Consider the following 26,008-nt stretch of genomic DNA (forward strand, 5'->3'; position numbering starts at 1 on the left):
CCTCGGGCTGGTGGCCGTAGGGCTGCCTCGGGCCGCCGCCGTACGGCGCGTCGGGCGCTGCACCGTGGGGCGTCCCCGAACGGCCTCCGTGGGGGGCGGCGGGTGGGCCTCCGTACGTCCCGGGTCGTCCCTGCGGTGCGGGCGGGTACGAGGGGACCGCCGGCGGGTAGGGCTCGGGTGCGGGCGGATAGGGCTGCTGTACCGGGCGCCTGGGCGTCTCGTCGGGTCGTTGCCCACGCCACGGCCCCGGGTTGCCGCCCCCCGGTCGTCCGTAGTTCGTCATGCCGCCCTCCTGCGCGAGTGGTGAGAGGCCGGCCACCAAAGCGCGACGCCGACTCCGAGGTCACCGTAGCGTGGTCCACTGATGAGCTCACCTTCGCCGAGCGTCACAGCCCTCGCCGGCCGTCGCGCCAGCACCACGCCGACCCTGATCTGGACCGCGTTGATCGTGGTCTACCTGCTCTGGGGGTCGACCTACCTGGCCATTCGGATCGCCGTGGAGACGCTGCCTCCGCTGCTGTCGGCCGCCCTCCGGTTCGCCGTGGCCGGCCTGATCCTGGCGGCTGTGCTGCGGCTGCGTCGAGGCCCGGGCGCACTGCGGGTGGACCGTCGGCAACTCGGCTCGGCCGCGTTGGTCGGGACGCTCCTGCTCGCCGGCGGCAACGGCCTGGTGGTGCTCGCCGAATCCGGGCCGCCCGGCGTGGCGGTGCCGTCCGGGATCGCCGCGCTACTGGTGGCCACCGTGCCGCTACTGGTGGTGCTGTTGCGCTCCGCGACAGGTGACCGGCCGCCGCTCTGGACGTTCGTCGGGGTCACCCTGGGCTTCGTCGGTCTCATCCTGCTGGTGCTGCCCGGCGGCAGTTCGGCCGCCGTGCCACTGCTCGGGGCGTTGACCGTGGTGGCGGCGGCCACCTCCTGGTCGGTCGGGTCGTTCCTGTCCGGACGGATCCGGATGCCCGCCGACCCCTTCGTGGCCACGGTGTACGAGATGGTGGCCGGCGCGCTGGTGTTGGCCGTCGTCGCCGCTGGTCGGGGCGAGTTGGCCGACTTCCACCCGGCGTCGGTCAGCACCCGGTCCTGGCTGGCGCTGGGCTACCTCATGGTGGCCGGCTCGCTGGTGGCCTTCACCGCGTACGTCTGGTTGCTGCACAACGCGCCCATCTCGCTGGTGTCGACGTACGCCTACGTCAACCCGGCGGTCGCGGTGGCGCTCGGTGCGCTGCTGGTGGCGGAGCCGATCACCCCGCAGGTGCTGCTCGGCGGTGCCGTCATCGTCGCCGGGGTCGCCCTGGTGGTGACCACCGAACGACCACGTGGCGCGGGATCACGATCGGGGACAGCGCGGGTGCGCGACCGCCAGTAGCGTCCGGCGCATGTCGGCCGCCACGCTGGTGTCGATCGCGCTGCTCGGTGCGCTGGTCGGTCTCGTCGTACCCCGGTTGGCCTGGCGCTTCGTGACGCCGCGCAGAGCCGTCGCGACGCCGCGCCGGCTGCGGTGTGCCACCTGGCTGAGCCCGTCGGTGGCGGCAGTGGTGTTTGTTGGGCTCGCCGTCGCGCGGGGTGCCGACCCGGCGCTGCCGGTCTTCCTCGCCGTGGCGGCGGTGGGGTTGGTGCTGGCCGTGGTCGACCTGGCCTGCCTGCGGCTGCCCGACCCGCTGGTCGTCGTCGCCGGGTTGCTGGCCCTCGGGGGTCTGATCGTTGCGGCGCTGCTGTCCGGTGCTCCCGGCCGGCTGATCGGGGCGCTGGGTGGTGCGGCGGTCGCGGGCGCAGCGCATGTGCTGTTGGCCCTGCTGCCCGGGTCCCGGCTGGGTTTCGGGGACGTGAAACTTGCCGCCGTCCTCGGCCTGCCGCTCGGCTGGCTAGGCCGGGACGTCCTGCTGGCGGGGCTGCTCCTCCCGCATCTGCTGCACGGTGGACTGGTGCTCGCCCTGCTCGTCACCCGCCGGGTGCGTCGCGACACCCTGCTGCCACTCGGCCCAGCCCTACTCGCGGGCACCTGGCTAGGTGTCCTCCTCGCCTAACCCACCCTCCCCGCCCCAACGCCACGTCGATCTTGCAGTTTCTGTCCCGGCATAAGGTGGATTTCACGCAAAACAGCGACCGAAAGTGCAAGATTGGCGCGGTGAGGGCCGGGGGTGTGACGCGGGGCCCGAGTGGCTTAGATCAGGCGGAGTTGGCGGTCCTTGGGGCGGCGGGGCTCGGTTTCGCCGAAGCGCTCGAACAGGCCGGGGTCGATGGCGTTGAGGAACGGTGACGGGGCGCAGTCGCGTTCCGCGCCGTGGCGGGTGCGGCGGGCGGCGTGACTGACGTACAGCCGGTCCTGGGCCCGGGTCAGGCCGACGAAGAAGAGCCGGCGCTCCTCGGCGACCGCGTCCTCGTCGGGCGTCGAGCCCGGCCAGCGCAGCGGCAGCAGCCCGTCCTCGACGCCGACCAGGAAGACCACCGGAAACTCCAGACCCTTCGCGGCGTGCAAGGTGAGCAGCGTGACCGCCTCGGCGCGCGGGTCGAGCGCGTCCACCTCGGCCCCGGTGGCCAACTGCGACAGGAAGGTCTCCAGGTCGTCACCGCAGCGTCGGGCCAGCGGGGTCAGCAGGTCAACGGCCGAACGGACGTCCTCGGGCCGAACGGCGCTGCCAGCGCCGTCCAGGGTGGGCACCGCGAACCGCTCCGCGACCACCTGACCGGCCAGCCGCACCCGGGCGGCCAACGAGCCGGCCAGGCCGTCGGCGTGCCGTAGCTCGCGGGCGATGGCAGCCACCCCGGGCCGATCCCGCAGCCGGTCGTGGGAACGCTTCTGCACGGGGATGTTGGCCCGGGCCAGCGCGTCCACGATCGGGGCGGCCTGCGCGTCGGTGCGGTACAGCACGGCGATGTCGGAGAACGACAGCGAGGTGGACCGGCCGTCGATTCGGCCCGAGTCCAGCGAGCGGTGCGACAGCCCGCCGACCAGGTCGTCGACGGTCCGCACCACGAAGTCGGCCTCCTCGGCGACGGACGCCGCCGGGTAGCGCCCGACCAGCGGGGACTCCGGGTCGAGCCGGGCCGGGTCCAGTCGTCGGCCCCGGACCAGCGAGGACGGGGCGATGGCCTGGACGGCGGCGGCCAGGATCGGGGCCGACGAGCGGTAGTTGCGGTTGAGCCGGACCAGTCGGGCGTCGGTGAAGTCCTCGGAGAAGCGCAGGAAGTAGCCGACGTCGGCACCCCGGAACGAGTAGATCGCCTGGTCCGGGTCGCCGATCGCGCAGAGGTTGCCGTCGGCGGGGCTGAGCAGCCGCAGCAGCTCGTACTGCACCTCGTCGACGTCCTGGTACTCGTCGACGAAGATCCACCGCCAGCGGTCCCGGTACCGCTCGACCAGCTTCCGGTCGGCCCGCAACAGCTCCACCGGCAGGCTCACCAGCTCATCCAGGTCGACCAGGTCCTGCTTGCGCAGCAGCGTCCGATAGCTGGCGCTGTCGTCGCCGGCCTCCGTTCGGGCTGCCGCCCGCTCGGCGTCGTCGGCGATCCGGAAGTCGGCCGGGAGGCCCGCCGCGTCGGCGTTCTCCCGCAGGATGGTCAACCCGAGCGCGTGGAACGTACCCACTGTGACGTCCTCGGCGACCGGGCCGAGCAGGCCGTCGAGGCGGTGCCGCAGCTCCTCGGCGGCCCGGCGGGTGAACGTGATCGCGAGGCAGTGCTCGGGGAAGACGTTCAGCTCTGCGCAGAGGTACGCGATCCGGTGGGTGAGCGTCCTGGTCTTGCCGGTGCCGGGACCGGCGACGATGAGCAGCGGACCGCCGGGTGCGGAGGCGGCCACCCGCTGCATAGCGTCCAGTCGGTCCAGCAGGCCGGTGCCGACCTCCTCCATGCCGGAGAGCATCGGCTCGAACGGTTCGTGCGGAGACGGCGGCGGCGCGATCGGCGGTGCGGGCGTCGGGGCCGGCTTACGCTTCGGCTCCGACTTCGCCGCCGCCGGGCGCTTGACCGCGGCCCGGGGAGCCGGCTCCGCGGGGCGTCGCTGCGCCGGCACCGGTACGTCGAACAGCGTCTCCTGCGCACCCAGCTCGGCCGGGTCGAAGAGCGTGATCACCCCGTACTCGCCGTCGTAACCGGGCACCCGGCGGACGTCGCCGCGCCGCAGCCGCCCGATGCCCTCCGCGAGCAGCTCACCACCGGCCTGCGCGATGTCGGTGAGCGGCGTCGTGGTCAGGATCTCCAGCTCGGGGCCGAGTGCGGCCAGCAGCTCGTTGAACCGCCCCTCGACCTTCTTCGACCGGGCGCCCACCTTGTTGATCTCGCCGAGGATCTCGGCCAGCGGCACCAGGTGGGTGACGTCCCGGGCGTGCGCCGGCCGGTGCCCCTCCGGGCGGTCGGCCAACTCCTCGATCCGGGTGAGGACGCCCACGGTGAGTGGCTTGCCGCACTCGGGGCAGCGCCCGCCGGCAGCCCGGGTGCGCTCCGGCGACCAGTTGACCCCACACAGCCGGTGCCCGTCCGCGTGGTACTTGCCCTCCTCCGGGAAGAACTCGATCGTGCCGGCCAGGCCGTCGCCGGTCCGCAATGCCTCCCGAACGGCGAAGTAGTCCCGTTCGCTGGTCAGTACGGTCGCCTCCCGCCCGAGAGCCGGCGGCGAGTGCGCGTCCGAGTTCGACACCAGTTGGTAGCCGTCCAGGCTGCCGACCCGCCAGTTCATCGCCGGGTCGGAGGAGAGTCCGGTCTCTACGGCGAAGATGTGCTCGGCCAGGTCGGCATAGCAGTCCGCGATCGCGTCGAAGCCGGACTTCGAGCCCAGCGCGGAGAACCAGGGCGTCCAGATGTGTGCCGGCACCAGGTAGCCGTCCGGGCTGGCCTCCAGGGTGATCTCCAGCAGGTCGCGGGAGTCCAGTCCGAGGATCGGCCGGCCGTCGGAGCCGAGGTTGCCGATCCGGCCGAGCGCGGTGTTGAACCGGGCCACCGCGTCCAGATCCGGCAGGTAGATCAGGTGGTGCACCTTGCGGGTCCGGTCGTCCCGCTTGTAGATGGTGGAGATCTCCACGCTCAGCATGAAACGCGCCGGGTCCGCCTCCGCCGCCCCGGCGAGCCGGGGTGGCAGCCGGCGGGCGATGTCCCGTTCCGCCTCGGGGCTGAGCCGGTAGAGCCCTGGCTCGGCCGGGCGCAGTGTCTCCCGCAGGTGGTCGTACCAGGCGGGGTGGGTGAAGTCGCCGGTGCCGAGCAGACCGATGCCCTTACGCCGGGCCCACCACGCGAGGTTCGGCAGGGTGAGGTCGCGGCTGCACGCGCGCGAGTACTTCGAGTGGATGTGCAGGTCCGCGACGAATGGCGGGAGGCCACCGGGGGGTACGGCGCTGAACGGAGGCACGCCGCATCCTGTCACGCCCGCCGCGCCGGCCGCCTGCCGCCACGCGCGGACGTGACCTCCGCTATGCCGAGCGCAGCTCGACCAGACTGATCTGCGGCTCCGCGCCGACCCGGACCGGCGGCCCCCAGAAACCGGCGCCGTTTGTCACGTAGACCTTGGTGCCATCGACCTCGCCGAGCCCACTGACCACCGGCTGCTCCAGTTTGACGGCCAGGTTGAACGGCACCATCTGACCGCCGTGGGTGTGCCCGGACAGTTGCAGGTCGACGCCGTACCGGGCTGCCTCCTTCGCGGCGAGCGGTTGGTGCGCGAGCAGGACCACGGGACGGCTCGGGTCGCGGTCACCGAGGGCTGCGGCGAAGTCCGGTGGCGCGGCCAGGCCGGTGCCCGCGGCGGTCAGGTCGTTCACGCCGGCCAGGTCGAGCACACCGCCCCGAGCCTGGATCTCCTGTCGCCGGTTCTGTAGCACCCGCAGGCCGAGCCGGTCGACCTCCTGGACCCACTCCTCCACCCCGGAGTAGTACTCGTGGTTGCCGGTGACGAAGAAGCTGCCGTAGCGGGAGCGCAGGTCACGCAGCGGCTCGGCCGCCGAGCCCAGCTCGGCCACCGAGCCGTCGACCAGGTCACCGACGACCGCGACGATGTCCGCGTCGAGCCGGTTGATCGCGGCGACGATCCGCTCGGTGTGCGCCCGGCCACGCAGCGGGCCGAGGTGGATGTCGGAGACGGTGGCGATGCGCAGGCCGTCCATGCTGCGGGGGAGTTTGGCGAGCGGGATCCGTACCCGGTCGAGGTGGGGTGGGCCGAGCGCGGTGCGGACGCCGTACCCCACGATGCCGGTGGCGGTGAGGCCGGCGAAGATGGCCGCCCCACGGGCCAGCAGCAACCGGCGGCTCGGGTCGTGGTCCGGTGCCGCGACCGCGCCGACGGCCGGCGGCTCGGTCGGCCCGGCTGCACCGACAAGCACCGGCTCGGGCGCGGCGGTGGTCGGCTCCGCGGCGACCACCCGGCGGCGCAGCACCAACCGGGTGACGAGCATCGGGACTTCCAGCACGATTAGTACGACAAGCAGGTAGAACATCAGCGCGAGCCACAGGTAGCCCGGCCAGGCGAGCCAGTAGAGCCCGGCCTGCGTCCCGGCGAGGGTGACCGGCACGAGTAGGGCCAGCACCAGGGCGGCGATCCCGCCGACGCGTCGCCAGCGGCCCGGCGCGGTGGTGTCGCGAACGAGTCGCTTCCACAGGTAGAGGTGGATGAGACCGGTGACCAGCGCCAGGACAGCCACGAACCCCAGAACCGCCATCATGTGTGCGCCTCCTCAGCCGCCCGCGAACGGGGGCAGGACGTCGATCGTGGCCCCGGCCGGTAGGGGTGCCTGACGATCATGACAGGTGACGCCATTTACCAGGAAACTCGCCACCCGCAGCACCCCGGCGAGCCGATCGCCGTGCCGCTGGGTCAGCTCGACCGTGAGGTCGTCGAGTGACCGCCCGGCCGGCATGGCCTCCTCGGTGCGGCCGGCGGCGGCGCGGGCACCTGCGAAGTAGCGAACGGTCAGCGGTGTCAGCTCCATGCTCATCCCCCGATCGCGGACATCGGGCGGGTCGGCTGGAGGAAGGTGGGGTCGTCGATGCCGTGCCCGGCGCGCTTGCCCCACATCGCGGTGCGCCAGCGCCGGGCCAACTCGTCGTCGTCCGCGCCGGTGCGGAGCGCGGCGCGCAGATCCGACTCCTCGGTGGCGAAGAGGCAGGCGCGGACCTGACCGTCGGCGGTCAGCCGGGTGCGGTCGCAGTCCCCGCAGAAGGGGCGGGTAACGCTGGCGATCACACCGACCCGGGCGGGGCCTCCGTCGACCAGCCAGGTCTCCGCCGGTGCCGCGCCGCGTTCGGCCGGGTCGGGGCTGAGATCGAACACGGTACGCAGCGACGCCAGGATCTCCTCGGCGGTGACCATGGTGTCGCGGGCCCAACCGTGCTGGGCGTCCAACGGCATCTGCTCGATGATCCGCAGCTGGTAGTCGTGGTCGAGGGCGAAGCGGAGCAGCGCCGGCGCCTCGTCCTCGTTGACACCGCGCATGAGCACTGAATTGATCTTCACGGGGTTGAGCCCGGCGGCTGCCGCCCCGGCGAGCCCGGCCAGCACCGCGTCGAGGCGGGGACGGCGGGTGAGCCTGGTGAACCGGTCCGGATCCAGGGTGTCCAGGGAGACGTTCACCCGATCTAGACCGGCCGCACGCAACGCCGGGGCCAGCCGGTCCAGGCCGATGCCGTTGGTGGTCAACGACACCCGGGGGCGGGGTTCGAGGGCGGCGACCGCCGTCACGATGTCGACCAGCCCAGCTCGGATCAGCGGCTCGCCGCCGGTGAATCGCACCTCGGTCACACCGAGTCTTTCGACAGCCACCTGGACGAGCCGGACGATCTCCTCGTCGGTCAGCAACTCGGGGCCGGCGAGCCAGGGCAGCCCTTCCGCCGGCATGCAGTAGGTGCAGCGCAGGTTGCACTTGTCGGTGAGGGACACGCGCAGGTCCCGGGCGACACGGCCGTACCGGTCGACGAGGACGCCGGCGGTCCCCGGGGCGACGTTCACCTGTCGACCGTAGCGCGCTCGGCCCGGCTCAGGACGGCACCGGCGGTCTGTACGACCACATCTCGGTAGCTGGCCCCGAAGAGGGCGGTGTGCACGAGCAGCAGATGCAGTTGGTGCAGAGGCACACGATCGCGCCAGCCCTCCGGCAGCGGCCAACTCTCCTGGTAGGCGGCGAGCACCCGATCCAGGTAGGGGATGCCGCCGAAGAGGGCGAGCTGGGCGAGATCGGTCTCCCGGTGCCCACCGTGGGCTGCCGGGTCGATGAGCCAGACCCGGTCGTCGGCCCCCCACAGCACGTTGCCCGGCCACAGGTCACCGTGGATGCGCGCGGGCGGCTCGTCGCCGCCGAGCCCGTCGACGCGGCTGATCACCTGCTCCACCAGAGCGGCATCGGCGGCGGTCAGCGCGCCACCGTCGACCGAGCGTCGCAGGTAGGGGGCGAGACGTCGCTCGGCGAACCACGTCGACCAGGGCCCGTCGGTGGCGGTGTTGTCCGCAGGGAGCGACCCGATGAAGCCGGGCCAGGTCGCACCGAAGCTGGTTGCGCCCGCCCGGTGCAGCTCGGCCAACTCCCGACCGAATCGCTCCGCGGCCTCCGGCGTCGGCTCGCCGGGCTCGACCCAGTCGAGCGCCAGCAGCTCCGGCAACACCACGATCACCTCGGGTACGCCCACCGCGTCGGCCTCCCGCAGCCAGCGCAGGCCGGCGGCCTCGGCGGTGAAGAAGCCCTCCGGCACCGGGCAGGCGGCCCCCTCCGGCCAGGATTTGGCGAAGACGGAGTGGCCGTCGTCGAGGGTGAGCCGGGCGGCGCCGCAGATGTTGCCACCGGCGACCGGCGTCTCCCGGAGCCGCTGATGGGTCCGGAAGGTCGGCAGGTGTGCCGGGTGCGCGCGCAGGTACGCCAGGTCCATCAGCGCACGGTAACCGCTCCTTACGACAGCCAGGTGTCGCCCGACGACATCGGCGCACTTTCCGCATTCGTAGGTGTGGCGTGAGCAGGGAAAACACGTTCAGTAACTGTGGATAAGTCGCGTGTCATCCACAGGGGTGGCAGGGCCTGGTGGGCCCGCCGCAGGCTTCCGACATGACCTCGACCGAACGCCCTCAGCTCGCCGTCCGCTCACCCGCCGACCTGATCGCCGCCGTGCCGTACCTGCTCGGGTTTCATCCCACCGACAGCGTGGTCGCCGTGGCGCTGGTCGGCCGGCAGATCATCTTCGCCGCCCGTGCGGACCTGCCCGACTCGACCGATCCGGGCGGGCTGGCCGGGCACCTGGCTGGGGTGATCCGCCGGCAGGGTGCGGAGGCCGCCACGGTGGTGGGTTACGGGCAACCTGAGCGGGTCACTCCAGCCGTGGACGCGGTACGCGACGCGCTGAGCGAGTTCGGCCTGCACGTGCTCGACGCGCTGCGGGTGACCGACGGCCGCTGGTGGTCCTATCTCTGCACCGAGCCCGACTGCTGTCCGCCTGAGGGGCGTCGCTACGACCCGACCGTCAACCGGGTGACCGCCTCGGCGGTCTTCGCCGGTCAGGTCGCCCTCCCCGACCGGGCCGCCCTGGTGGCGCAGGTGGCACCGGTGGACGGCCCGGCCCGGGACGCGGCCCGCGCGGCCACCGCCCGTGCCGAGTCGAGACTGGCCGAGTTGATCGAGCAGGCGCCCGAGAGTGATCTGCTCGGCGGTCGGGCGCTGCGCTCCGCCGGGGTGGCCGCGGTCCGCGAGGCCCAGCGCCGGCAGCGGCGTGGTGAGCGGCTCGACGACGACGAGGTGGCCTGGCTGAGCCTGCTGATGACCCACCTGCCGGTCCGCGATCACGCCTGGGAACGCACCGACGGTCGGGACCGGGACATCGCCCTCTGGACCGACGTGCTGCGCCGTGCCGAGCCGGAGGTGGCCGCCGCTCCGGGCGCGCTGCTGGCGTTCGCCGCCTGGCGCGCTGGACAGGGGGCGTTGGCGGCGGTGGCGCTCGAACGCACGCTCGACCTGCACCCCGACTACTCGCTCGCCATGCTGCTGGACGACCTGCTCCGGCGCGGCGTGCCCCCATCCGAGCTGGACGGCTGGCCGTCGGTCGGTATGCCCGGGGTCATCCGCCCCCGCAAACGGAGCCGTCGTGGCCGGCGTTGACCGTCCTGGTAATACCGCCGGTGCTACCAAGGTTGATACGCTGGCAGCCATGACCGTGAAGCGCTCCGTGAGCCTCCCCGACGACGTCGCGGATTGGCTTGACCGGCAGCCCAACGTCTCGGCCGCGATAACTGCGGCAGTACGGGTCCAGATGGCCCGCGTGCACCTCGACGAAGTGCTGCGGCGAGCCGGCATCGAGGTGACCGAGGCGGGCAGGGCGCGGTGGCGGGAGCGGCTGGCGACACCCATTCCGGCGGATGCGTTGGCCGAGGGGCGTCGGATGTTGGGACGCGTCGAATGAGCGATCAGATCGTGGCCGTGTTCGACGCGTCGGCGTTGACGGCCTACATCGAGGGCAACGTCTCGGTGGGGGAGTTGATGCTGGAGGTCGCCGACGAGGGTCGGCAGGTGGCCGTCCCGGCGACCTGCCTGGCGGTTGCCTTCGCGGGCGTGAACGACGAGATCGACGCCGCGCTACTGGCCCTGATGACGACTGCCCCGATGATCCGCCTGCTGCCGCTCGACGGTGAAGACGTGCGAGACACCGGCGTGCTGGCCCGCGCCGCGGACGGAGACATCTCGTTCGGTCATGCCGCCCGCGCGGCGATCATCCACGAGGCGCACTACGCGACCCTGCAACCCAAGGCGGCGGCGAAGGTGCTGCCCACCAACTGGAGCATCCTCGACCTGTCCTGAACTGCGCCTCGCGACGCCCTCCGTCGAAGGATGTACGCGTTGCTCCTGTCCACGGCCGACGCGGCCGGGCCACCACCGCCGGAGAATGATCTCGTGTCCGCTCTCCGCACTGGTACGACATGACCCCCGAACTGCTGCTGTCGCTGGCCGGGCTGGCGTTGATCGACAGCACAAGCATCGGCACCCTCTTCATCCCGGTCTGGCTGCTGCTCGCCCCCGGGTCGGTCAACGTCCGGCGGATTCTGGGCTACCTCGCCACGATCGCGGTGTTCTACCTCGCGGTCGGGCTGCTGCTGGTCTGGGGTGGCAGCCGGTTGGGCGACGCGTTGGGCGGTGCGCTGGACAACCGGGGTGTCCTCTGGGCGCAACTCGTCCTCGGCGTGGGAATGTTGGCGCTCAGCTTCCGCTACGACGGTAAGCGGCGTCCCCGTACCGGTGGCGTGTTGCGCTGGCGGGACCGGGCCACCGCCGGGGATTCGTCGGCCCGCTGGTTGGTCGGGCTCGCGCTGCTCGCGGCGCTCGCCGAGGTGGCGACCATGCTCCCGTACCTCGGTGCGGTTGGCCTGTTGGCCACCTCGCGGGTGGGTGCGGCGGGCGTGGTGGCGCTGCTGGCCGGGTATTGCCTGGTCATGGTGCTGCCGGCGGTGTTGTTGCTGGCTGCCAGGGTGGCCCGGCCGCGACTGGTCGAGCCGGTGCTGGCCCGCCTGAACACCTGGATCGTCACGAAGGCGGGCAGCGCGTTGGGCTGGATCCTCGGCATCGCAGGCTTCCTGATCGCCCGCGACGCCGCCGCGCGGCTGGCCCTGTTCGACCTGATCGACCGGATCGGTCGCTGACGCGGCGCTCGCCTCAGACCGGCTGCTCCACCGTGATCCGGTGCGGCCCGGTGTAGACGTTCATGGTCCGCCCGCGCAGGAAGCCGACAAGTGTCATCCCCGCCTCGTCCGCCAGTTCGGCGGCGAGGGTGCTCGGGGCGGACACGGCCGCCAGCAGCGGCAACCCCGCCATCCACGCCTTCTGGGTCAGCTCGAAGCTGGCCCGTCCGGAGACCAGCAGCAGGTGCCCGGCGAGCGGCAGCCGGCGTTCCCGCACGGCCCAGCCGATCACCTTGTCCACCGCGTTGTGCCGGCCCACGTCTTCCCGGAGCACCACCAGCTCACCATCGGGGGTGAACAACCCCGCCGCGTGCAGCCCGCCGGTCCGATCGAAGCCGCGCTGGGCGGCGCGCAACCGGTCGGGCAGGTCGGCCAGCAGCGTGGCCGGCACGCTGAGCGGATCGGCCGAGACCGAGAACAATGACCGGGTACGGATCGCGTCGATGCTGGCCTTGCCGCAGACCCCGCAGGAACTCGTCGTGTAGAAGTTCCGGGACGGGTCGGTGGTCGGTTCCGGAACGCCGGGGGCGAGCACCACGTCCACCACGTTGTACGTGTTCGGCGTCTCCGCGCCGGCACAGAGCTGCGCGGTCAGCACGTCGTCGGTCGACCGGATCAGCCCCTCCGTCAGCAGGAACCCGATGGCGAGGTCCAGGTCGTCGCCGGGGGTGCGCATGGTGACGGCGAGCGGCTTGCGCCGGCCGGGGCCGGCCGCGCCGACCCGGATCTCCAGCGGCTCCTCCACCGCGAGCGTGTCCGGTCGGCGAACCGACCCGCGTCCAGCGGAAGCCGCGTCCAGGTCGATCCGGAGTACGCCCCGCCGATCAGTTGCCCGTCCCATCCCGCCATCCTCCACCCCACCCCAGCCCCACCCACCCCCAACCCCGCGCGTTGATCATGAAGTTGTCCGCGCGTGTCGTCGGCGTGTCGAGCGATAAACTCATGATCACCAGGGCGAGGGGCGGGTCGGCCCGTTCGGGCGCTGGCACGGTTACGGTGGCCGGGTGGGGACGTACGCCGCTGTGGTGCTCGCGGGTGGGGCCGCCCGACGGATGGGCGGGGTCGACAAGCCCGCGCTTCCGGTCGGCGGTCGGCCGATGCGTGACCGGGTGCTGGCCGCCGTCGCCGATGCGACGCCGCGGGTGCTGGTCGGTGTGGCTGACGCTGTGCCGGCGGGTGTGCGGGTCACCCGGGAGGACCCGCCAGGCGGGGGCCCGGTCGCCGCGGCGGCTGCCGGGCTGGCACTGCTCGATCCCGACACGGCATTTGTCGCGCTGCTCGCCGCCGACCTGCCGCTGCTCACCCGGGCCGCGATCGGCGATCTGCTGCAGCACCTCGACCGGGAGACCCCCGACACCGAACCGGCGGGCGGGTGCTCTGCTCCCGCATCGCCGGCCCGCAACGGCCTCGGCGCCGAGCGAGGGCCCGACGGGGCGTGCTTCGTGGACGGGGACGGGCGGCGGCAGTCGCTCTGCGGTGTCTGGCGGGTCGCCGCGCTGCGGGCGGCGTTGAACCGGCTGACGGTCGAGCGGGGCGGCAGCCTGGCCGGAGCACCGGTCCGGGCGCTGCTGGCCGGTCTCGTCGTGCGGGAGGTGCCCTGGTCCGGCGATGGCCCGCCGCCGTGGTTCGACTGCGACACTGACGAGGACGTACGCCGGGCGGAGGAGTGGGCGCGATGACGGTGATGGACGACTGGGTCACGGCGGTCTGCGCCGAGTTGGATCTGGACCCGGCCGGGGTGCCGGTGCCGGCGGTGTTGGATCTGGCCCGGGACGTCGCCCACCAGGTGCTGCGTCCGGGTGCGCCGGTCACCGCGTACCTGCTCGGGTTGGCGGTTGGCCGGGGTGCCGAGCCGGCGGACGCCGCGGCCCGGATCAGCGCGCTGGCCGGCACCTGGCCGGTCGAGCTGGGCGCCGATCCGACGGCCCCCTGACCGCCGCTGTCCGATCCCGGTCCGGCCTGATTCGGCCCACGGGTGGCGTGGGTAGGGTGATCGTGACGGACGGAGGCGATCATGACGGCTGACCACCCCTCGGCCCCGCACGGTGAGCTGCCCGGCGCTTCGACTGAGCCGGCGGAATCGATCCTGCTCGACGAACCCAGCACCACCGACCTGCGGGCGAAGGTGACCGAGGCGTGGCGGGAGTTCGCCCGCGCGCTCGCCGTACGGCTGCGGGAACTTCCCGTCGGCGCGCACCTCGACGTGACCCTGGACCCGACCGCCTCCGGCACCGGGGATGCCGTCTATTCGATAAGCGTCGACGTGGATGCGGACGGCGTGTTGTCCGCCCGCGCGGTCGGGAACGCCGCGCTTCCGGCGGGCTACCGACTGGACCGGGGGGCGGTGGCCGACATGGTCGCGCTCGGCTGGTCCCCGCCCGGGGTGGTGGCCGGCTCCGGCGGTTCCTTCGGGCTGAACGCCACGACGGCCGAGGCGACCCAGGTCGCCACGCTGCTGTCCCGCACGCTTCGCGACGTCTACGGTGCCCCGCACCCGGCCTTCCTCGTCTACTCGGTGCAGGACACCGAGGGCGACCCGCTGGCCGTGGACCCGCTGGGCACCGCACGCAGCGAGTTCGGCCCGGACGCCGACGTGGAGGCCGACCTGGAGGAGGCGCTGGCCGAGGCCGCCGCCGCGCAGGTCGAGCGGGACGATGTGCTCGACCTGGCCGATCGGGTCCGAACCGTGGTCTCCACCATGCTCAAGTCGGACACCGACCGGTTGCAGATCGACTCGGACGGCGACATCAACATCCGCGCCGGCTCGGCGATGGTCTTCGTGCGGGTGCGGGACAACCCGCCCCTGGTGGACGTCTTCTCCCCGGTGCTCACCGAGGTGGAGCCGACCGAGCGGCTCTACGTGAAGCTCTCCGAGCTGACCAACCGGATGCCGATCGGCCGCCTCTACTGCGCCGACGACACGGTCTGGGCGTCCATTCCGGTCTTCGGTCGCAACTTCCAGGCGACCCATCTGATGCTGGCGGTGCAGGTGATGACCGGTCTCGCCGACGAGCTGGACGACCGTCTGCACGGCGAGTTCGGCGGCAAGCGGTTCTTCGGTGAGGGCGACAAGCCGGTCCGACGCGACGAGTCGGAGCACCGCACCGGCATGTACCTCTGAACCCGGTCAGGCCACGTCCAGCAGGGTCTTGCCGACCGTTGCGCGCGCCTCGATGGCGGCGTGCGCGTCGGCGGCTTGTTCCAGCGGGAATCGCTGGCCGATGAGTGGTCGCAGGTGGCCGGCCGCCGCGTTCGCCAGGGCCTCTTCGGTGTACGCCCGCAGCCGCGCGGGTGGCACGTCCGGCCGGATCAGGGTGACCTGCCGTGCGGTGGCGTCCTCCGCCGACACCGGGGACCACTCCCCGCTCGCCAAGCCGAAGCTGACCATCCGGCCACCCGGGGCCAGCAGGTCGAACGCTGCCCGGGCCACCGACCCACCGACCCCGTCGAGCACCACGTCGACCCCGCCCACCGCAGCTCGGACCTGGTCGGCCCAGCCCGGCTCGCGGTAGTCGATCGCGAGGTGGGCACCGAGGCCAGGCAGCAGGTCCACCTTGCGCTGCCCTCCGGCGACTCCGATCACCCGTGCGCCGGCTCGGGCCGCGAGCTGCACCAACAGGCTGCCCACTCCACCTGCGGCGGCCTCCACAAGCACTCGGTCACCCGGGCGGACGCCGACCGCCTCGATCAGCATGGTGGCGGTACGCCCGTCGGCCAGCAGCGCCACCGCCTCGTCCAGCGGCAACCCGGCCGGCACCGTGATCGGCGCGGTCGCGTCGACGGCCGCGCGTTCGGCGTACCCGCCGGAACCTCCGGTGGCGCTGACCACCAGCTGCCCGGTCAGCGCCGCGTCGACGTCCGAGCCGACCGCCGTGATCACCCCGCCGACACCGTTGCCGGGGATCAACGGTGGGGTGAGGCGGAACGGGCCGGGGTGACCAGCGCGCAGTTGTGTCTCGATGAAGGTGATGTTGGCGTGCGCGACGTCGATCAGCACCTGGCCGGGGCCGGGCGTCGGGTCGGGCGCGGGACCGGGCACCAGCACCTCGGGCCCCCCGAACTCACGTAACCAGATCGCCCGCATGGAAGTCCCCCTCGGTTGCGGTGGGCGGCGTGCCCACTCCCGGCGAGTCCACCTCCTCAACCCGGGTTGAGGTCAAGGAGCGGTGCCGGGGGACGGACCGACGCCGGGGGATTCGACAAGTCGGGAGAGCACGATGGTGCTCCGGGTGGAGGTCACGAAGGACTCGGCCCGCAACCGTTCCAGCGCGGCCTCCAGGTGGGCGATGTCGGCGGCGCGCAGGTGCACGAGCGCGTCGGCCTCCCCGGAGACGGTGTACGCGCCGACCACCTCTGGGTGGCGGCGGGCGGCCACGCCGATCTGCGCCGGGGTGGTCCGGCCGGCGCAGAACAGCTCGACGAAGGCCTCCGTGGTCCAGCCGACGGCGGCCGGATCAACCACGGCCGTGAATCCCCTGATCACCCCGGTGGCGCGCAGTCGGTCGACGCGACGCTTCACCGCTGGGGCGGAGAGTGACACCCGAGCGCCGATGTCGGCGTAGGACGCCCGGGCGTCCGCGACGAGTAACGCAATGATCCGCTGGTCTACCGCGTCTATCTGCAACGTTCCGCCTCTGGGAAGCAACGGTTGTGGCTGTTTTCAACGTTCCACGGTACCTACTCTTGGTGACCGTGAACCAGCAGCGATTCCCGCGAAAGCGGACATATCTCATGTGCTCGCCGGACTACTTCGCGGTCGAGTACGCGATCAACCCGTGGATGGACGTGACCACTCCGGTCGACCGGAACCTGGCCGTCAAGCAGTGGGACCGGCTGCGCGAGACGCTTGTCGGCCTCGGCCACGAGGTGCACCTGCTCACGCCCGAGCAGGGCCTGCCCGACATGGTCTACGCCGCCAACGGCGGGTTCGTGGTGGACGGCAGCGTCTACGGCGCCCGGTTCAAGCACGAGCAGCGGGCCGCCGAGGCCGCCGCCCACCAGGCCTTCTACGAGGCGCAGGGCTGGCGGTTCATCGCACCCAGCGAGACCAACGAGGGCGAGGGAGACTTCGCGTACGTGCCGGAGGCACACGGCGGGCTCATCCTGGCCGGGCACGGCTTCCGCACCGAGATCCCGGCGCACGCGCAGGCTCAGGAGGCGTTGGGCCGTCCGGTGGTGTCGCTGCGCCTGATCGACCCCCGCTTCTACCACCTGGACGTGGCGCTCGCGGCCATCGACGACGCGAACATCGTCTACTTCCCGGGCGCGTTCTCCGCGGCCAGCCAGCGGGTGCTCACCCAACTCTTTCCGGACGCGGTGATCGCCGACGACGAGGACGCGATGGCGTTCGGGTTGAACCTGGTCAGCGACGGCGCGAACGTGGTGCTCAACAGTGAGGCCACCCGGCTGGCCGGCAAGCTCAAGGCGGCCGGGTACACCCCGGTCCCCGTCGAGCTGGCCGAGCTGAAGAAGGGCGGCGGCAGTGTGAAGTGCTGCATCGCCGAGCTGCGGCACTGACCCACGAATGCTTCGGGGCCGGCCTCCCAGTGGGAGGCCGGCCCCGAAACGTGGCGCGGAAGGACGCTCAGCCCAGCGTGGCCAGCTCGTTGATCAGCACGTTCGACATGACCTGACCGTCGCGCTGCACCTCGCGCAGGTACCACTTCTGCTGCGGCGTACGCGGCTGGTTGAACTGCCAGATGCCGCGCGGGCTGTCGATCTGGCCGATCTTGCCCAGCGCCAGGTTCACCTGCTGCGGCGTGGGCTTCCCACCGGTCAGCTGGATGGCCTGGTCGAGCACCTGCGCCGCGTCGTACGACGCCATCGCGTACGTGGTGGGCGTGACCTGGTGCTTCTTGCGGTACGCCGAGGCGAAGACCCGGTTCGAGGTGTTGTTCAGGTCGGCCGAGTAGTTAAGCGCGGTCTGGATGCCCAGCGCGTTGTCCTTCAGGTTGTCCAGCACCGTGCCCTCGGTGAGGAACCCGGGCGCGTAGATCGGCCCGGAGAACTTCTCGCGTAGCTGCTTGATGAACTCCACGGCGGCCGACCCGGTGTAGAAGCAGAAGACCGCAGTGGGCTCCTTGGCCAGCGCCTTGGTGATGTCCGAGGAGTACGTCGTCTTGCCCGGGGTGGGGGTGGGGCTGGTGTAGGTCACCGGGTCGCTGATCCGCGGGTCGGCCACGCCGAACTCCTGCCGGAAGCCGCGGACGACGTCCGGGCTGGCGACGTTCTCCGGCATGACGATCGCGACGCGGCCGTTCGGCGGCAGTTGGTCGCGCAGGTAGCGGCCCAGCGCCCGGCCAGCCTCGTCGAGCACGTACGAGGTCCGCCAGATGTAGAAGACGCTCTGCAGGCTGCTCGGTGAGGCATTGGAGCCGATCAGCGGAACCCGGGCCTGCTCCACGGTGTCCCGGATGCCGACCATCACCGCCGAGTTGACCACGCCGGTGAGCGCCAGCACGCCCTGCTTGAGCAGGCCCTCGACGGCGGCCTTACCGGTCTTCGCGGTGTCACCCTCGTCGGCGGTCAGCAGGTCCACCGGGTGGCCGCCGAGGCGCTGGTCGTGCAGGTCGAGGAAGAGCTGGAAGCCGTTGGTGATGTCGTCGCCGATGCTCTTGAGACCGCCGGCCTGCGGCGTGATCAAGCCGATCTTGACCGGGCCCCGGTTGACGGTGGGCTCGGCGTCGTTGTCGGAGCCACATCCGGCGACGAACCCGGTGGTACCGAGCGCGGCCAACAGTTGGAGCGCTCGCCTGCGATTCATCTGCGACACCGAGTTCCTTCCAAGGAGCGTTGCAGGGCTGAACACCGCCCCTCCGGCGTTCTACCTGGTCCGCGACGCTGCGTCAATGGCTAGTGATCGTTGTGCAGGGACCGCAACACAGCAAGGACCTGAGGCCAGGCAGCCGACTCCGGGTCGATCAGCCCGAAATGCTCGCATCCAGGCAGTTCAACAAGGGAGATATCGGAACCTGCGGCCCGAGTTTCCACGACGAAATCCCGGCTCATCTCCGCCGGGACCTGCTGATCGTCCGAGCCGTGTACGACTACCGTACGTGTTCGTATCGGTACCAACATTCGTGGATCCGCGACCGCAAAGCGGTCCGGGACCTCCGCCGGACCGCCGCCGAGCAGCGCGGCGACCGCGCCCGAGTCCAGATCGCGTCGGTACGCCTCGCCCAGATCGGCCACCGGGGCCAGGGCGAGCACCCCGCTCACCGTCGACGGGGCGGTGGCCGCCACGAACAGCGCCAGGTGGCCGCCGGCGGAGTGCCCGACCAGGATCGGCGCGGCCAGGGTCACCCGGCCGGGCAGCGCCTCGGCGGCCAGCGCCGGCAGCTCGGCCACCCCGGTCAGCACGTCGGTAAGGGTGCCCGGCCAGCCGCCCCCCGGCTGCCCGGTCCGGCGGTATTCCAGCTGCGCCACCGGGTAGCCGCCAGCGGCGAGGGCTGCGGCCAGCGGGCCGGTGTGCCGCCGGTCGTACTCGGCCCGCCAGAAACCGCCGTGCAGCACGACGACCAGCGGCCGGGCCGGGCCGGTGCCCGCCGGGAGGCGCAGATCGGCCACCTGATTCGGGTCGTCGCCGTACGCCACCGACCGGTCGGCCTCGGGAGCGGGCCGGGTCAACACGGCGCGTGGGTCGACAGGCATGGCGCGACGGTAGCGCGCCCCACCCGGGTGGTTCGGCCCCGGGAGTCGGTCCCGGCCAGCATGGCTTGCGTCCGCTGGGTAAAGATGGACCCCATGACCGAAGCGCGCTCCGCTGGACAGAACGACGAGCCTGGCCCCGACGACTCCGGCCACCCCGGCACCGTTGTGGTGGTCGGCCCGGACGGCCGGCCGATCGGCACGATGCAGACCGACGAGGGCCAGGGCGAGGACCCGACTCGCCTGGTCGAACAGCCGGCCAAGGTGATGCGGATCGGCAGCATGATCAAGCAGTTGCTGGAGGAGGTGAAGGCCGCACCTCTCGACGACGCTAGCCGCAACCGGATGCGGGAGATCCACGAGCGGTCGATCGTCGAGCTCAAGGAGGGCCTCGCCCCCGAGCTGCGTGACGAGTTGGAGCGCCTCTCGCTGCCCTTCGCCGAGGACAAGGCCCCCAGCGAGGGCGAGTTGCGCATCGCGCACGCGCAGCTCGTCGGCTGGCTGGAGGGCCTGTTCCACGGCATCCAGGCGGCTCTGGTGGCCCAGCAGATGGCTGCCCGGGTGCAGTTGGAGCAGATGCGCGGCGGCCGGCAGGCGCTGCCCAGCGGCCCCGGCGGCGTCGTCCCCGGGATGCCGGGCATCGGCCAGCCGGGCGGCGGCGAGGGGCACAACACCGGTCAGTACCTCTGACCTCAGTCCACCCCGAAGATCTTCTCCAGGTACGCCGCCACGCCGTCCTCGGTGTTCGCCGTCGTCACGTCATCGGCGACCGCCAGGACGGCGCGGTGCGCGTTGGCCACCGCCACGCCACGCCCGGCCCAGGTCAGCATCGGCACGTCGTTGGGCATGTCGCCGAAGGCCAGCACGTCCGCCGCGGCCACCCCGAGCTGGTCGCAGTACCAGGCCAGCCCAGCGGCCTTGGTCACCCCCGCCGCCGAGATCTCCACCAGCCCGGAGGACGACGAGTGCGTGGCCTCGGCCACCCCGGCGACCGCCGTGGCGATCAGCGCGGCGAAGGCGTCCGGGTCCTGCTCGCCGGCTCGGGCGAGGAGCTTCACCGCCGGCAGTGAGAGCAACTCCTCCGGCGTCTCGATCGGCCTGATGCCGTTGGCGTCGGCGTCCCAGCGCAGCGGGTAGTGCGCCTCGTGCCGCATCTCCCGACTGTCCAGGATCTCCACGGCGAAGCTGATCCCGGGCACCTCGGCCCGCAGCCTCCGGGCCACCTCGGCCAGGTGGTGCGGTGCGAGCGGGTCGGCTCGTACCACCTCGTCGGAGAACGGGTCGTAGACCACGGCGCCGTTGGCGCAGACCGCCGGCAGTGGCTGCGCGAGCTGGTCGTACACCATCTTGAGCCAGCGGACCGGACGGCCGGTGACCAAGACGACCGGCGTGCCTCGCGCGCTGATCCGCGCGAGCAGGTCGGCCGTGCGTGGGCTGACGGTGTGGTCGTCGCGGATCAGCGTGCCGTCGATGTCGGTGGCGATGAGGTGGGGCGTGTCTCCCATCACCGGGACAGTAGCCGGTCCAGATATACCGCGACCCCGTCGTCGTCGTTTCGCAAGGTCACCTCGTCGGCGACGGCGCGCAGAGCGGGGTGCGCGTTGGCCACGGCCACCCGCGACCAGCCGGCCCACTCGAACATCGGCAGGTCGTTGGGCATGTCGCCGAAGACCAGCACGTCGGCCGGGTCGACCCCGAGGGTCTGCGCGACCACGGTCAGCCCGGTCGCCTTGTCCACGCCGGGCGGGCAGATCTCGATGAAGCCGAGCCCGGCCTGGGTGAGCGTGGCGACCTGCGGCCCGACGATCCGCCGGGCCACCGCCAGCAGCTCGTCCACGTGGTGGTCGGCGGTCCTGGCAAAGGCCTTGATCACGTCGCAGGCGAGGCACTCGTCGCGGGTGCGCGCCTCGAAGCGGTCCTGGTAGGGCCAGCTCTCGTGGTAGTCGCCCCAGAGCGGGGCGTCGTGCTCGTCGGACGCCTCGACCATCACGGTCAGCGGGCCGACCTCCGCCTCCAGATCGGCGAGCAGCCGGGCCAGCACCTCGGCGGGCAGCCGCTCGTCGCGGAGCAATACCGGGCCGATCGGGTCGCTCTGGTCGACCACCCAGCCGCCACCGGCCATTACCAGGAAGTCGGCGGCTCGGATGTCGTTGCGGGTCAACTCGGTCAACCGAGGGCCGCGTCCGGTCGCGCCGACCACCGGAATGCCGGCGGCGCGCACCCGGTCGAGCACCCCATGGGTGTACGCGGAGACGGTGTCATCGCTGCGGACCAGCGTCCCGTCGAGGTCGGTCGCGATCAACTTGGGCAGTCCCGGGCGGGTCATCGTTCCTCCTTCGCCCGCCGCCGTCGCACCGCCAGGGTCAGGAAACCGAGTCCCGGAGTGACGGCGGGCAGCAACCGTACCTCGCGGAACGGGTCGCATCCATGGCTTCCAGGCGAATCGGGCACCAACCCTGGCCACCGGGTAGGTGTCCCCTTCCCCCCGCGCGATCTTGCACTTTCGATTGCCGTGATGCGTGCTATGCCCTTTATGGCGGGACAGAAACTGCAAGATCGGCGCGGTTTTCGGAGTGGGGTGGGGGTTAGTGCTTGGGGTTGGGGTTGGCGAAGGGGGTGGCTGGGGTGACTGTCAGGTCGGCTGGGGCGGGTAGGCCGTCGTCGATCGGGTCGGGGTTTCGGCGGCGGCGCCACGGGTGCGTCGCTGGCGCATCAGCCGGGCGGTCGTCTTCTGGTGGGCCACCAAGCGCGCCGGGCGGCGACAACCGCAGGGCGGCCGCGAACAGCACACAGGCGGCGAACGCCATCACCAGACCACGGCCGTACTCGGCCTGGAAGCCGTCCTGGGGCGAGTAGAAGAAGTTTCGCTGCCCAGGGTCGTTGAGGGTGGCCGTGGCGGCGACCAGCAGCGCCAGCAGGGCACCGGCCAGGGTGAGACCGGCCAGCCGGGCGTTCGGTCGCACCGCCGCCGTGCCGCGCAGCGCCAGCGCCACGGTGCAGACGAGGGCGAGAAGCCCGACCAGGTAGCCGACCCCGAAACCACCGACCTCGGACACCCCGGCGGGCACCTCGATCGTGGAGTTTCCGTCGGGCCCGTCGTTCGGCAAGCTCATCACGAGCCACTCACCGACCAGCGAGGCGACCGCGGCCACCGCGCCCAGACCGGCGAGTATCAGGGGCAGCCGAGGGTCTTGCGCGAAGCCGGCCAGGGACCAACCGAACCGGCGCCGAGGGGCCGTGTCGACGGCTCCCCACTCGATCACGGCCGGGGCCTCGGACCGGTCGCCCTGCCGTGGGATTGGAAGCTCCTCGGACATCGGCCATCCTTCCGCCGGTCACGGATCTGGGTCGCATCATGGCACAGCCGGCTGGTGGTGACGGGGATCGCAGGGTGAGCGTGCCGGTCTGTCGCTCGGCGGTCGCCTTTCCGCTAGCGTTTGCCTCATGCCTATCCGTACCGCTTCAGCACAATGGCAGGGCAATCTCACCGAGGGCGCGGGCACCATCCGCACCGGTAAGGGCGGCCTGTCCGGCAACTACTCCTTCAAGTCGCGCTTCGAGGAGGGTGAGGGCACCAACCCCGAGGAGCTGATCGCCGCTGCGCACGCCGGCTGCTTCTCGATGGCGTTCTCGAAGGCGCTTGCCGACGCTGGCTCGACGGCCACCTCGGTCGAGACCACCGCCAAGGTCCACCTGGACAAGACCGACGCCGGCATGACCGTGACCCGGATCGATCTGGAGACCGTCGGCCAGGTCCCGGGGATCGACGACGCCGAGTTCCAGAAGCTCGCCGAGGCCGCCAAGGCCAACTGCCCGATCTCCCGGCTGCTCTCGCCGGGTGCCGAGATCACCCTCAGCGCCCGCCTGGCCGCCTGACGAGTCGACCCACACCGCACGTCCACGGAGGGAGCCACCGCCCGGTCTCGGGTGGTCGCTTCTTCCGTGCATGTGCGGATCCCGGCCACGGTCGTCCAGCGGGACCGGGCCGCGGGCCTCCGCGTCGGGCACAATGGGCGAGGTGCCGGTGGAGATGAGCCGTGAGCGCTTCGAGGAGTTGGTCGGCGAAGCCCTCGACGAGGTGCCCGAAGAACTGCTCGGCCTGATGAACAACGTGGTGATCCTGGTCGAGGACGACCCGCCGCCGGGCGAGGTCGACCTGCTCGGCCTCTACGAGGGGCACGCGCTCACCGAGCGCGGCTGGGACTACTCCGGCGTGCTGCCCGACCGGATCTTCATCTACCGCCATCCGATCCTGCGGATCTGCGACAACGACGAGGACGTCATCGACGAGGTGGCGGTGACCGTGGTGCACGAGATCGCCCACCACTTCGGCATCGACGACGCGCGGCTGCACGCGCTCGGCTGGGGCTGAAGCCCCGTCGCTGGCCCGCGCCGCGTGGCCGACCGTGCGCGGTTGCCGAGGTCGCCTACCGTCGGTGCAGCGAACGCGACCCTATTCAGGAGGCCCTTTCATGCGCAGCGAGCTGTTCTCCGCGGAGAATCTGGAGAAGGAGTCCGCGCAGCCCGGCATGCGGTTGCAGAACTCCAAGATGTTGAAGATCGAGCTCAACGGCGAGGCGATGGCCCGGGTCGGGTCGATGGTCGCCTACCAGGGCAATGTGCAGTTCCAGGCGCTGGGCTCGGGCGGGCTCGGCAAGTTCCTCAAGCAGAAGCTCACCGGCGAGGGCGTCCCGCTGATGAAGGTCTCCGGCCAGGGTGACGTCTTCCTCGCCGAGCTGGCCAAGGACGTGCACATCATCGACCTGGAGCCGGGCGACGCCCTCTCCATCAACGGCTCCAGCGTGCTCGCCTTCGACTCCACCCTCCAGTACGACATCAGGATGGTCGGCGGCGCCGGGATGGCCTCCTCGTCTGGCCTGTTCAACTGTGTGTTCAGCGGCTACGGGCGGATCGCCATCACCACCAAGGGCACCCCGGTCGTGCTGAACGTGGACGCCCCGACGTACGTCGACCCGCAGGCCGCGGTCTGCTGGTCGGCCAACCTCCAGACCGGCTACCACCGTGCCGAGCAGCTCGGCCTCGGCACGCTGCTCGGCCGCCGCACCGGTGAGTCGTTCACCATGAGCTTCGCCGGGCAGGGCTTCGTGGTGGTGCAGCCGTCCGAGGAGCCGCCGGTCATGGGCAGCGGCCAGCAGCAGCAGGAGGGCGGTCTGCTCGGCGGTCTGTTGAGCTGACCAGAGTGGCGCGGGCGCTCCGGGTCTGCTGGGGCGCCCCGCACGGTCAGGTCAACTCACCGGTGCGCAGCCGGGTCAGCCAGGCCGCCGCGTCGGCGTAGTCGACGTCGGAGAGGCCCGTCGGCGCGGGCACCGGGCGTTCGCCCGCCGCCTCCGCCCACCGGTGTCGGGGATAGGAGCCCAGGAAGCGGACGTCGGCGCAGACCCGGCGGAGCCCCTGCAACGCCTCGCCCAGGCGTACGTCGGCCACGTGGCCGGTGCAGTCCAGGAAGAAGACGTAGCGGCCGAGCGCCTCGCCGGTCGGACGGGACTCGATCCGGGTCAGGTTGACCCCACGGACGGCCAGCTCCATCAGCACGGACAGCAGCGCGCCGACCCGGTCGTGGGCGATGTAGACCGCGAGCGAGGTGAGGTCGTCACCGGTCGGCGGTGGTGGTGGCCCGGGGCGGGACACCAGCACGAACCGGGTCACCGCGTCCGGGTGGTCGGCGATCTTGTCGGCGAGGGTGGTGAGGCGGTGCCGGGCGGCTCCGATCGGCGCGCAGATCGCCGCGTCGTACTCGCCCGTGCCGGCACCGGCGGCGGCCGCGCCGTTGGAGAGCACGTCCACCACCACGGCATCGGGCAGGTGGTTACGCAGCCAGTCCCGGCACTGAGTGGACGCCTGCGGATGGGCCGCCACGGTGCCGATCGAGGTCGGTGAGGTGCCGGACCGCGCGGCGAGCACGAACTCCACCGGCAGGATCACCTCCCGGGTGATCACCAACGGCTCGCCCTCGGCCATCTCGTCCAGCGTGACGCCCACCGCGCCGCCGATCGAGTTTTCCAGTGGCACCAGCGCGGCGTCGGCGTCGCCGGCCCGGACGCTGTCCAGCGCCTCCCCGACGCTGCGAGCGGGCGTACGCGTGCCGCGCTCGGCGGCGGGGATGGAGCGCAGGGCCTGCTCGGCGAAGGTGCCCTCCGGCCCGAGGTAGACGAAACGTGTCGGCGGTGTTCCCGGCATGCCGACCAGCCTACGCACCCGGCCCGTTGGCCGGACCGGCGTCGCAGGCAAGGGTGCGGATCCCCGCCGGGGCGGTGGCGCGTATCTCGATGGTGCAGACGTCGGTGCCGGCGGTGACCAGCACCGGGGCGCTGGACTTGCCCCGGGTGACGACCTGGAGCTCCTCGTGCCCGGTCACCTCCAGCACAGTGAACTGCCAGTCAGCGGCACAGAGCGGCCCGGTGCGGACCTTGACCCGGACGTTCGCCGGCAGAACTCCGGCCTGGCCGCGCAGCAGTTGCACCACCCGCTGCCCGGTAGGCCCGTTTCGGCAGGCCGCCGCGACCAGCCCGGCATCCGGGGTGGGCGTGACCGTACCGAGAGGCGGTGCGGTGACCGGCGAGGTGGCGGGTGTGGTGCTCGGGCCGGATGCCGTCGGGGCCGCGGTGTGGGTGGGCACGCTGGTCGGCTCTCCCAGCCCGGGTGGGGCTCCACAGCCGGCGAGCGCCGCGACGGCGAGCGCGGCGAGCGCCATCGCCAGGACCCGGGCGGTAGCCC

The 26,008-nt window shown here is 71.9% G+C and carries 29 protein-coding genes; 14 read left to right on the forward strand and 15 right to left on the reverse strand.

What is annotated here, in order from left to right:
• The first annotated feature begins 364 nt into the window (after window positions 1-364).
• On the forward strand, window positions 365-1,363 hold the full coding sequence (locus tag IF46_RS0108345; RefSeq protein ID WP_198041388.1) for an EamA family transporter: 999 nt from the start codon (window positions 365-367) through the stop codon (window positions 1,361-1,363).
• 10 nt (window positions 1,364-1,373) lie between these two features.
• Complete coding sequence (locus tag IF46_RS0108350) at window positions 1,374-2,021, forward strand: prepilin peptidase (RefSeq protein ID WP_036391395.1); 648 nt, start codon at window positions 1,374-1,376, stop codon at window positions 2,019-2,021.
• 137 nt (window positions 2,022-2,158) lie between these two features.
• On the opposite strand, the gene IF46_RS0108355 is transcribed toward IF46_RS0108350, so the two are convergent.
• The 5 genes from IF46_RS0108355 to IF46_RS0108375 all read right to left on the reverse strand — a co-directional run bounded on the left by IF46_RS0108355 (window position 2,159) and on the right by IF46_RS0108375 (window position 8,838).
• Window positions 2,159-5,338, reverse strand: a complete 3,180-nt coding sequence (locus IF46_RS0108355) for a UvrD-helicase domain-containing protein (RefSeq protein WP_030487710.1) — start codon at window positions 5,336-5,338, stop codon at window positions 2,159-2,161.
• 61 nt (window positions 5,339-5,399) lie between these two features.
• Window positions 5,400-6,644, reverse strand: coding sequence for a metallophosphoesterase (locus IF46_RS0108360; RefSeq protein WP_030487711.1), 1,245 nt, complete (start codon window positions 6,642-6,644; stop codon window positions 5,400-5,402).
• 12 nt (window positions 6,645-6,656) lie between these two features.
• Window positions 6,657-6,911, reverse strand: a complete 255-nt coding sequence (locus IF46_RS0108365) for a MoaD/ThiS family protein (protein WP_030487712.1) — start codon at window positions 6,909-6,911, stop codon at window positions 6,657-6,659.
• A 2-nt stretch (window positions 6,912-6,913) separates the two neighbouring features.
• Window positions 6,914-7,927, reverse strand: a complete 1,014-nt coding sequence (moaA, locus tag IF46_RS0108370; RefSeq protein ID WP_030487713.1) for a GTP 3',8-cyclase MoaA — start codon at window positions 7,925-7,927, stop codon at window positions 6,914-6,916.
• The gene (locus IF46_RS0108375) at window positions 7,924-8,838 is read right to left on the reverse strand and encodes a fructosamine kinase family protein (protein WP_030487714.1); all 915 of its coding nucleotides are present in this window, start codon (window positions 8,836-8,838) and stop codon (window positions 7,924-7,926) included. Before IF46_RS0108375 ends, moaA begins: the two co-directional genes overlap by 4 nt.
• A 173-nt stretch (window positions 8,839-9,011) precedes the next feature.
• Here IF46_RS0108375 and IF46_RS0108380 point away from each other — a divergent pair, with 173 nt between their 5' ends.
• From IF46_RS0108380 to IF46_RS0108395, 4 genes are all read left to right on the forward strand, one after another.
• Window positions 9,012-10,055, forward strand: coding sequence for a DUF4192 domain-containing protein (locus IF46_RS0108380; protein ID WP_030487715.1), 1,044 nt, complete (start codon window positions 9,012-9,014; stop codon window positions 10,053-10,055).
• A 49-nt stretch (window positions 10,056-10,104) separates the two neighbouring features.
• On the forward strand, window positions 10,105-10,356 hold the full coding sequence (locus tag IF46_RS0108385) for a hypothetical protein (RefSeq protein ID WP_030487716.1): 252 nt from the start codon (window positions 10,105-10,107) through the stop codon (window positions 10,354-10,356).
• Window positions 10,353-10,751 (forward strand): hypothetical protein, encoded by a 399-nt coding sequence (locus IF46_RS0108390; RefSeq protein WP_030487717.1) that lies wholly within the window; start codon window positions 10,353-10,355, stop codon window positions 10,749-10,751. Before IF46_RS0108385 ends, IF46_RS0108390 begins: the two co-directional genes overlap by 4 nt.
• 119 nt (window positions 10,752-10,870) lie before the next feature.
• The gene (locus tag IF46_RS0108395; protein ID WP_030487718.1) at window positions 10,871-11,587 is read left to right on the forward strand and encodes a GAP family protein; all 717 of its coding nucleotides are present in this window, start codon (window positions 10,871-10,873) and stop codon (window positions 11,585-11,587) included.
• Window positions 11,588-11,600: 13 nt separating this feature from the next.
• On the opposite strand, the gene fdhD is transcribed toward IF46_RS0108395, so the two are convergent.
• Window positions 11,601-12,467, reverse strand: a complete 867-nt coding sequence (gene fdhD / locus IF46_RS0108400) for a formate dehydrogenase accessory sulfurtransferase FdhD (RefSeq protein ID WP_030487719.1) — start codon at window positions 12,465-12,467, stop codon at window positions 11,601-11,603.
• A gap of 163 nt (window positions 12,468-12,630) precedes the next feature.
• Between fdhD and mobA the strand changes: the two genes are divergently transcribed.
• The 3 genes from mobA (at window position 12,631) to IF46_RS0108415 (ending at window position 14,747) form a co-directional block, all read left to right on the forward strand.
• Entirely contained in the window at window positions 12,631-13,305 is a 675-nt protein-coding gene (gene mobA, locus IF46_RS0108405) for a molybdenum cofactor guanylyltransferase (protein ID WP_030487720.1), read from the forward strand.
• Complete coding sequence (locus IF46_RS0108410) at window positions 13,302-13,559, forward strand: DUF6457 domain-containing protein (RefSeq protein WP_030487721.1); 258 nt, start codon at window positions 13,302-13,304, stop codon at window positions 13,557-13,559. Before mobA ends, IF46_RS0108410 begins: the two co-directional genes overlap by 4 nt.
• An 81-nt stretch (window positions 13,560-13,640) precedes the next feature.
• Window positions 13,641-14,747 (forward strand): T3SS (YopN, CesT) and YbjN peptide-binding chaperone 1, encoded by a 1,107-nt coding sequence (locus tag IF46_RS0108415; RefSeq protein ID WP_030487722.1) that lies wholly within the window; start codon window positions 13,641-13,643, stop codon window positions 14,745-14,747.
• 6 nt (window positions 14,748-14,753) lie between these two features.
• Here the strand turns inward: IF46_RS0108415 and IF46_RS0108420 are convergent, their stop codons facing one another.
• Window positions 14,754-15,710 carry a zinc-binding dehydrogenase gene (locus tag IF46_RS0108420; protein WP_030487723.1) on the reverse strand — a complete coding sequence of 319 codons (957 nt, stop codon included), beginning with the start codon at window positions 15,708-15,710 and terminating at the stop codon, window positions 14,754-14,756.
• A 72-nt stretch (window positions 15,711-15,782) separates the two neighbouring features.
• The gene (locus IF46_RS0108425; protein ID WP_030487724.1) at window positions 15,783-16,250 is read right to left on the reverse strand and encodes an Lrp/AsnC family transcriptional regulator; all 468 of its coding nucleotides are present in this window, start codon (window positions 16,248-16,250) and stop codon (window positions 15,783-15,785) included.
• Between the two features lie 59 nt (window positions 16,251-16,309).
• Here IF46_RS0108425 and ddaH point away from each other — a divergent pair, with 59 nt between their 5' ends.
• A complete protein-coding gene (gene ddaH / locus IF46_RS0108430; RefSeq protein ID WP_420063550.1) occupies window positions 16,310-17,143 on the forward strand; it encodes a dimethylargininase in 834 nt (277 codons plus the stop codon).
• Between the two features lie 67 nt (window positions 17,144-17,210).
• Here ddaH and IF46_RS0108435 read toward each other — a convergent pair whose 3' ends face one another.
• Entirely contained in the window at window positions 17,211-18,398 is a 1,188-nt protein-coding gene (locus IF46_RS0108435) for an ABC transporter substrate-binding protein (RefSeq protein WP_030487726.1), read from the reverse strand.
• A gap of 80 nt (window positions 18,399-18,478) precedes the next feature.
• Complete coding sequence (locus IF46_RS0108440) at window positions 18,479-19,276, reverse strand: alpha/beta hydrolase family protein (protein WP_030487727.1); 798 nt, start codon at window positions 19,274-19,276, stop codon at window positions 18,479-18,481.
• Window positions 19,277-19,360: 84 nt separating this feature from the next.
• Here IF46_RS0108440 and IF46_RS0108445 point away from each other — a divergent pair, with 84 nt between their 5' ends.
• Window positions 19,361-19,963, forward strand: coding sequence for a bacterial proteasome activator family protein (locus IF46_RS0108445; protein ID WP_030487728.1), 603 nt, complete (start codon window positions 19,361-19,363; stop codon window positions 19,961-19,963).
• 2 nt (window positions 19,964-19,965) lie between these two features.
• Here IF46_RS0108445 and IF46_RS0108450 read toward each other — a convergent pair whose 3' ends face one another.
• The 3 genes from IF46_RS0108450 to IF46_RS0108460 form a co-directional block, all read right to left on the reverse strand.
• A complete protein-coding gene (locus IF46_RS0108450) occupies window positions 19,966-20,778 on the reverse strand; it encodes a Cof-type HAD-IIB family hydrolase (protein WP_030487729.1) in 813 nt (270 codons plus the stop codon).
• Window positions 20,778-21,599 carry an HAD family hydrolase gene (locus IF46_RS0108455; RefSeq protein WP_030487730.1) on the reverse strand — a complete coding sequence of 274 codons (822 nt, stop codon included), beginning with the start codon at window positions 21,597-21,599 and terminating at the stop codon, window positions 20,778-20,780. The genes IF46_RS0108450 and IF46_RS0108455 overlap by 1 nt, the downstream gene beginning before the upstream one ends.
• Window positions 21,600-21,858: 259 nt before the next feature.
• Entirely contained in the window at window positions 21,859-22,590 is a 732-nt protein-coding gene (locus IF46_RS0108460; RefSeq protein WP_030487731.1) for a hypothetical protein, read from the reverse strand.
• A 127-nt stretch (window positions 22,591-22,717) separates the two neighbouring features.
• Between IF46_RS0108460 and IF46_RS0108465 the strand changes: the two genes are divergently transcribed.
• From IF46_RS0108465 to IF46_RS0108475, 3 genes are all read left to right on the forward strand, one after another.
• Entirely contained in the window at window positions 22,718-23,149 is a 432-nt protein-coding gene (locus IF46_RS0108465) for an OsmC family protein (protein ID WP_030487732.1), read from the forward strand.
• A gap of 148 nt (window positions 23,150-23,297) precedes the next feature.
• Window positions 23,298-23,645 (forward strand): metallopeptidase family protein, encoded by a 348-nt coding sequence (locus IF46_RS0108470; protein ID WP_030487733.1) that lies wholly within the window; start codon window positions 23,298-23,300, stop codon window positions 23,643-23,645.
• Window positions 23,646-23,745: 100 nt separating this feature from the next.
• Entirely contained in the window at window positions 23,746-24,468 is a 723-nt protein-coding gene (locus IF46_RS0108475) for an AIM24 family protein (protein ID WP_030487734.1), read from the forward strand.
• 46 nt (window positions 24,469-24,514) lie between these two features.
• Here IF46_RS0108475 and pheA read toward each other — a convergent pair whose 3' ends face one another.
• Both pheA and IF46_RS0108485 read right to left on the reverse strand, forming a co-directional pair.
• Window positions 24,515-25,471: a prephenate dehydratase gene (gene pheA, locus IF46_RS0108480; RefSeq protein WP_030487735.1), complete on the reverse strand. Its 957-nt coding sequence runs from the start codon at window positions 25,469-25,471 to the stop codon at window positions 24,515-24,517.
• A 10-nt stretch (window positions 25,472-25,481) separates the two neighbouring features.
• A complete protein-coding gene (locus IF46_RS0108485) occupies window positions 25,482-25,985 on the reverse strand; it encodes a hypothetical protein (RefSeq protein ID WP_030487736.1) in 504 nt (167 codons plus the stop codon).
• Window positions 25,986-26,008 lie beyond the last annotated feature (23 nt).

This window comes from Micromonospora chokoriensis (assembly GCF_000718555.1).
GTDB lineage: Bacteria > Actinomycetota > Actinomycetes > Mycobacteriales > Micromonosporaceae > Micromonospora > Micromonospora chokoriensis_B.

Excerpts from the sequence above, each read along its gene's own strand:
- IF46_RS0108345 (WP_198041388.1), top strand. The coding sequence starts at position 365 with ATGAGCTCACCTTCGCCGAGCGTCACAGCCCTCGCCGGCCGTCGCGCC.
- IF46_RS0108350 (WP_036391395.1), top strand. The coding sequence starts at position 1,374 with ATGTCGGCCGCCACGCTGGTGTCGATCGCGCTGCTCGGTGCGCTGGTC.
- IF46_RS0108360 (WP_030487711.1), bottom strand. The coding sequence starts at position 6,644 with ATGATGGCGGTTCTGGGGTTCGTGGCTGTCCTGGCGCTGGTCACCGGT.
- IF46_RS0108365 (WP_030487712.1), bottom strand. The coding sequence starts at position 6,911 with ATGGAGCTGACACCGCTGACCGTTCGCTACTTCGCAGGTGCCCGCGCC.
- IF46_RS0108375 (WP_030487714.1), bottom strand. The coding sequence starts at position 8,838 with ATGGACCTGGCGTACCTGCGCGCGCACCCGGCACACCTGCCGACCTTC.
- IF46_RS0108380 (WP_030487715.1), top strand. The coding sequence starts at position 9,012 with ATGACCTCGACCGAACGCCCTCAGCTCGCCGTCCGCTCACCCGCCGAC.
- IF46_RS0108385 (WP_030487716.1), top strand. The coding sequence starts at position 10,105 with ATGACCGTGAAGCGCTCCGTGAGCCTCCCCGACGACGTCGCGGATTGG.
- IF46_RS0108390 (WP_030487717.1), top strand. The coding sequence starts at position 10,353 with ATGAGCGATCAGATCGTGGCCGTGTTCGACGCGTCGGCGTTGACGGCC.
- IF46_RS0108395 (WP_030487718.1), top strand. The coding sequence starts at position 10,871 with ATGACCCCCGAACTGCTGCTGTCGCTGGCCGGGCTGGCGTTGATCGAC.
- fdhD (WP_030487719.1), bottom strand. The coding sequence starts at position 12,467 with ATGGGACGGGCAACTGATCGGCGGGGCGTACTCCGGATCGACCTGGAC.
- IF46_RS0108410 (WP_030487721.1), top strand. The coding sequence starts at position 13,302 with ATGACGGTGATGGACGACTGGGTCACGGCGGTCTGCGCCGAGTTGGAT.
- IF46_RS0108415 (WP_030487722.1), top strand. The coding sequence starts at position 13,641 with ATGACGGCTGACCACCCCTCGGCCCCGCACGGTGAGCTGCCCGGCGCT.
- IF46_RS0108420 (WP_030487723.1), bottom strand. The coding sequence starts at position 15,710 with ATGCGGGCGATCTGGTTACGTGAGTTCGGGGGGCCCGAGGTGCTGGTG.
- IF46_RS0108440 (WP_030487727.1), bottom strand. The coding sequence starts at position 19,276 with ATGCCTGTCGACCCACGCGCCGTGTTGACCCGGCCCGCTCCCGAGGCC.
- IF46_RS0108445 (WP_030487728.1), top strand. The coding sequence starts at position 19,361 with ATGGACCCCATGACCGAAGCGCGCTCCGCTGGACAGAACGACGAGCCT.
- IF46_RS0108450 (WP_030487729.1), bottom strand. The coding sequence starts at position 20,778 with ATGGGAGACACGCCCCACCTCATCGCCACCGACATCGACGGCACGCTG.
- IF46_RS0108455 (WP_030487730.1), bottom strand. The coding sequence starts at position 21,599 with ATGACCCGCCCGGGACTGCCCAAGTTGATCGCGACCGACCTCGACGGG.
- IF46_RS0108460 (WP_030487731.1), bottom strand. The coding sequence starts at position 22,590 with ATGTCCGAGGAGCTTCCAATCCCACGGCAGGGCGACCGGTCCGAGGCC.
- IF46_RS0108465 (WP_030487732.1), top strand. The coding sequence starts at position 22,718 with ATGCCTATCCGTACCGCTTCAGCACAATGGCAGGGCAATCTCACCGAG.
- IF46_RS0108475 (WP_030487734.1), top strand. The coding sequence starts at position 23,746 with ATGCGCAGCGAGCTGTTCTCCGCGGAGAATCTGGAGAAGGAGTCCGCG.
- pheA (WP_030487735.1), bottom strand. The coding sequence starts at position 25,471 with ATGCCGGGAACACCGCCGACACGTTTCGTCTACCTCGGGCCGGAGGGC.
- IF46_RS0108485 (WP_030487736.1), bottom strand. The coding sequence starts at position 25,985 with ATGGCGCTCGCCGCGCTCGCCGTCGCGGCGCTCGCCGGCTGTGGAGCC.